Here is a 4,696-nt window from a genome sequence, read left to right on the forward strand (position 1 = left end):
AATCTGATATCTTTCTGTTTCGGTCAGTTGTGTATAGGCCATAGTGCATTTTCCTTTGGCGAGAAAGATGCCTACTATAGCAACTGACCGCCTTTCTTAGAAATTGCACTTATGATGCGAATCCAAGTAAGGTTAGTTTTATAATTGTTGATGTAGAAAAGGTACATGTTATTGTGTGATAAGTTGGCAGGTTTTAAAATGGATCAGATATTGGAAATAGGTATTGTAATATTTAATTTAAATGTAAAATAATCATCTAATTATAATAGTTATTATTTATTTTATTGCCATTATCAAAAAAATACGTTAGCCTAACTTCAGTTTGATACCATCACCGATGGTCACCAATGCTTCCATAGTCTGAGAGGAAGCGCTTTCGAGCGACTAAAAAACTCCTGTAGCCTGAAAGGGAGAGCAAGAATTGCGGTACATCTTCACACCTTTGAAAGCAGATATCGTCAGTATGAACAATCCTAGCTAGTTCGACGATGAAGGTCTTTTAAACTAATAGAGTACAACGGTACTTAGGCTCGTTAGGTTATGGTTTTCATTGCCTTTCGTAGCTGGATTTAAAGTGGAGAAGATCCACTTTACTTTTATCTGACTTCAAGTGAGCTGAAATAGGTGCTCGCTTACTTTTCACATTAGCGTCAGGTGATAAAACCGAGCAGCCTTACGCACTATAGGATTGAATTATCACCCGATCTCATTTCACCTTAATGGGTCGGATTGCTTTCGCACACCTCGCTCATATTTAGCTATGCCTGCTTGAAATATTTAGCGGGCAGCCTTTCTACACCTAAACAATTAGCTCATTGCTACTGTTTGATCCTTAACCTCGCAGCGTTTTGTTGTGCCTATTGGTATTTCAACTTTCGTACCACTTTTGCTGACTGTTTGCGGATTTAAGGCGTCACTTTTTGCAGGTTTATCGCTGAAAGTGACGCCGCAGCAAAAGGACAACTCGGCAATAACAGGCTCACGCCTGCTTAACCACATAGTGCATCTGACACTACATTTATAGATTAAAAAAGTATCAAAAGGAGAACCTGACGATATCGAGGCTGGCACTTTGCCGGTGGGGATGACCTGTTAATACAGGCGGCAGTACCGAGTACTCAACCGATACCCCGCAATACCTCAACACACGTTCACTCTGGCGCACAGATATTTGTCAGGGACAAAGCCGGTATTTCCTGCTTTGTCCGCACTGTCGCGCGCCAGAGATCGCATCATGTTGAAAGGTTAAGTAAGGAAAAACCGATGAGTCGATTGATTAAGGAATTAAAATTTTTTGCCCGTCAGGGTGGTGGTAGCCATAAAACTTATCATGACCGCATCCGGATTGCCGGGCGTTTGGGCGCGTTGTTATTGAGTCTGAACATTCAGGTTAAAAGCCTCAGCCATTTAAAAACCAAGCATGTAGAGCACTACGTTGATGCCCGTTTATCGCAGGGTATTGCTAAGCGAACGGTGCAAAATGAGATGTCTGCGCTGCGTAATATTTTCCGCATGGCAGGCAGAGAAAAGCTGGAAACTTCTCCACGTTTGAGCAATAAGGCATTGGGATTAAGTGAAACCAGCCGAGCCGGAACAAAGCAGGCGATCCCTGATGCTACATTTCAGGCTATTTATCAGAAAGCTCTTGTACGGGATGCCGGATTTGCAGCCACACTGAAACTTGCCCGATTGATGGGGCTGCGTTCTCAGGAAGCGGTGCAGTGTAGTGCTTCATTGAAAAGCTGGCGAAAACAATTAGAACAACCAGAGCCAAAACTGCATGTTGTTTTCGGTACAAAAGGCGGACGACCAAGGCAAACCCGTGTATTGGATGTTGCGGCGATGAAAGCGGCTGTAGAACAGGCCATTTCTGTTGCGGAGCAACGCGGCGGCAAGTTGATTGATAAGCCGGATCTCAGACAGGCCATGAACTACTGGCGTACACATACTACAAAGATTGGGTTAAAGGGTTACCACTCTCCTCATAGTTTGAGGTATGCATGGGCGCAGGATGCGCTGGCGTTTTATCAACAAAATGGCTTTAGCCATCAAGAGTCAAAGGCATTGGTTTCAATGGATTTGGGGCACGGTGACGGACGTGAGCGTTATGTTGAGCGGGTTTATAGTCGTTCAACTTAGTAGTTCAGTTATTGAGTTAGGTAAAACAATCAGTTAAAGTAACTCCGCCATTGGCACAATCCAATGGTCAAGGCGTCGCGGCCTTGAATGATCAACCCACTGGTAGGAAATTTCTACCAGTGTGCCTGTTATCGCCTTTTCAATGGTGGTTCAGGCAGGGAAGGCATTGCCTTGCCGGAATGGTTGATCTCCGGTCCGCGAACCCTGTCTGAATCGCCACCATCAATATTAATTAATGGAAGGGGTAGCAGGAATGATTGATATTAAAAAAGATTGGCATCAAGCTGATATTATTGCTGCATTACGCAAGCGTGGTACTACCTTAGCAGCTGTCTCCCGTGAAGCGGGATTAAGTTCTTCTACATTAGCCAATACTCTCAGCAGGCCTTGGCCAAAAGGTGAATGGATAATTGCGAATTATCTCGGAATACACCCTTCAGAAATCTGGCCTAGCCGTTATTTTGATTCATATGATGGTCAGCCTATTGAGCGTAAGGCTCGCGGCAAGCCACAGGAATAACCTGCCTCAAATTGTGCTCTACTTCTTGAAAAAATAAATTTTTATACGAAGCCCTGAGAGTAAAATGGTAGTTAAATTTGACCACATTAGACCTCATGGCTTTTTAATTTTATTATGATGAGAAATTGTTATTTTCAGAATATGATTACATAGAATATTAAAAGTCTTCTGCACTAACTTGCTGAAGTTGTGTAGTATAGTTCTGGTGATAACCGCCACGACGTGATGAGTATAAATATTGAACAGTCGAGATTAGTGCAAATGGCTCCTAAAGTTGCTTTGTTAGGAACCAATTGCATATCCACATTTATACCTTATCAAAAGGTGTAAGATGTTCTAAAGTTTTTTCTTTTTATCACGACTTTCTTTTAACGCTTTTTTTCTGCATTCAATACACCAACTTTGATTTTTTACAGCTTCTCTTATGGTTCTGAATCCAAATAAGGATTGAAGTGATGGGTAATCAGTCGCTGTTGTCATGCAGCCGTATTTGGGGCATGGACATGAATGAGGTAAAGTAATCTCTCCACTTGCTGTTTTTACCATTTTGTAACTCCATCTTATGCAATTATATTTTTAGTCAATTTAATAAGGTTATGCTGAGTTAAAATATTAAGCAAAATAGGCTGTTGATATGGATTTTTTCTTAATAAAATTAAGTTTTTAAATTACCTATTTCAAGACCTACGGCTAGGTAAGTTAATCTGATAGCGGATCATGTCTCCAATTAGAGGATAGATATCGTTGTGTTTGGCTCCAAATTTCATATGCCCATTTTGAATACTACCTATATCTCTATTCCCTCCTTCTATATCAGGTAAATATTTACTCAATCCAGGGAATAAGTTCTCTCTTTCTGTTTCAGAAAGACTATAGTATTGCCATATTTTATTATCATGGGAAAAATCTATATTGCTAATTCCTTCCAGGAGCTCATCGTAATAAAAATGGCTATTTTCTATTTTTCTTTTACTGAAGTTAAAATCAAATGCAAGTTTTGCTAATGCCTTCAATACAACAGGTTGCATAGCAACTGTCTTTTCTTTTCCTTTGCTTTGACCAAATCCATCAATAGAGCTAATTGATTCCCAAAACTGTTTACCAATGTTAAATTTTTCTCTTACATCTGGAGTAGCTGTTGATATATTTGTTTTATTCAAAAATAAAATAGCATTTACGGCTGTTATATCTTTGAGGGAAAGACTACCATCATCATTATTCCAATCTTTTTGATCTTTTTCTGAAACCTTAATCCCAACTTTATCAATCAGCTGCTCTTTGAGAAAAAGATTAATAGGATTAGAACTATCAAATTTTAATGCCAAATTTTTATCAACCTTTTTTCCCAGATTATTTAAGTCATGGAATAACTGTCGCTCCTCATCAACACTCAGCCCTAAATGGGTTTCTATTGATATAGTGACAAATGACTTACTGCTCTCCAAAACAGCCTGCCAAGCTGAAATTTCGTCTGAAGTTAATTCAGAATGATCGTCTTCTGGATGATATATTCCTTTCTTCTTAGGATACGAATGATGCCTCAATATTTCTGATATAAAATTGAAAACAATCCTCATTCCTTCTCGTCTATGTTGGCCATCAATAACCCAAAATATATTATTTTGAGCTAGGTAAACTTTTAAGCATGCTGTTGAGTCATCACTTTTTGATAACACTCTTTCAGCTCTTATTTTATTACCTCGTTCACCAACATCCCGAATATTGGTTACAATTGGTTGCAGAGATAAATAAGGTTGTTTTCCTAAGCTTTCTTGAATATCAATGAGAGATTTTATTTCTTTCTTATTATTATATTTCCTATGGTTTATTGCTGAAGAAATAAGACCTTTCAAAATATAAATAGCTAGCTTTGTTGCATGAGCTTGATCCAATTTTCTTTGCGTTACCTCTAAATAGCTTGTCAAAATGGTAGGAGTATCAAAGAAACTCGATCCTAAATTTGCGAAATTTTTGTTCCCAAAACGCAAAATCACAGAAAAAAGGATCGAGTCATGCTTATCATACCATCCACTTCCC

Annotated in this window: 5 protein-coding genes; 3 read left to right on the plus strand and 2 right to left on the minus strand. The window is 39.1% G+C overall.

The genetic code is table 11. The features are described 5' to 3' along the window. Positions 1-1,263 precede the first annotated feature (1,263 nt). From AACQ81_RS01385 to AACQ81_RS01395, 3 genes are all read left to right on the plus strand, one after another. The gene (locus AACQ81_RS01385) at positions 1,264-2,139 is read left to right on the plus strand and encodes an integrase domain-containing protein (RefSeq protein WP_237388386.1); all 876 of its coding nucleotides are present in this window, start codon (positions 1,264-1,266) and stop codon (positions 2,137-2,139) included. Between the two features lie 87 nt (positions 2,140-2,226). Then, positions 2,227-2,400, plus strand: a complete 174-nt coding sequence (locus tag AACQ81_RS01390) for a hypothetical protein (protein WP_155270992.1) — start codon at positions 2,227-2,229, stop codon at positions 2,398-2,400. Continuing rightward, positions 2,393-2,659 carry a helix-turn-helix domain-containing protein gene (locus AACQ81_RS01395; RefSeq protein ID WP_237388387.1) on the plus strand — a complete coding sequence of 89 codons (267 nt, stop codon included), beginning with the start codon at positions 2,393-2,395 and terminating at the stop codon, positions 2,657-2,659. Before AACQ81_RS01390 ends, AACQ81_RS01395 begins: the two co-directional genes overlap by 8 nt. 336 nt (positions 2,660-2,995) lie before the next feature. Here AACQ81_RS01395 and AACQ81_RS01400 read toward each other — a convergent pair whose 3' ends face one another. After that, positions 2,996-3,205, minus strand: coding sequence for a hypothetical protein (locus tag AACQ81_RS01400; protein WP_237388388.1), 210 nt, complete (start codon positions 3,203-3,205; stop codon positions 2,996-2,998). Positions 3,206-3,336: 131 nt separating this feature from the next. Then, the coding region (locus tag AACQ81_RS01405; protein ID WP_237388389.1) for a DNA sulfur modification protein DndB at positions 3,337-4,696 on the minus strand (1,360 nt) is incomplete at its 5' end.

The sequence above is a fragment of the Xenorhabdus sp. Sc-CR9 genome (assembly GCF_963897815.1).
In the GTDB taxonomy this organism is placed as follows: Bacteria; Pseudomonadota; Gammaproteobacteria; order Enterobacterales; family Enterobacteriaceae; genus Xenorhabdus.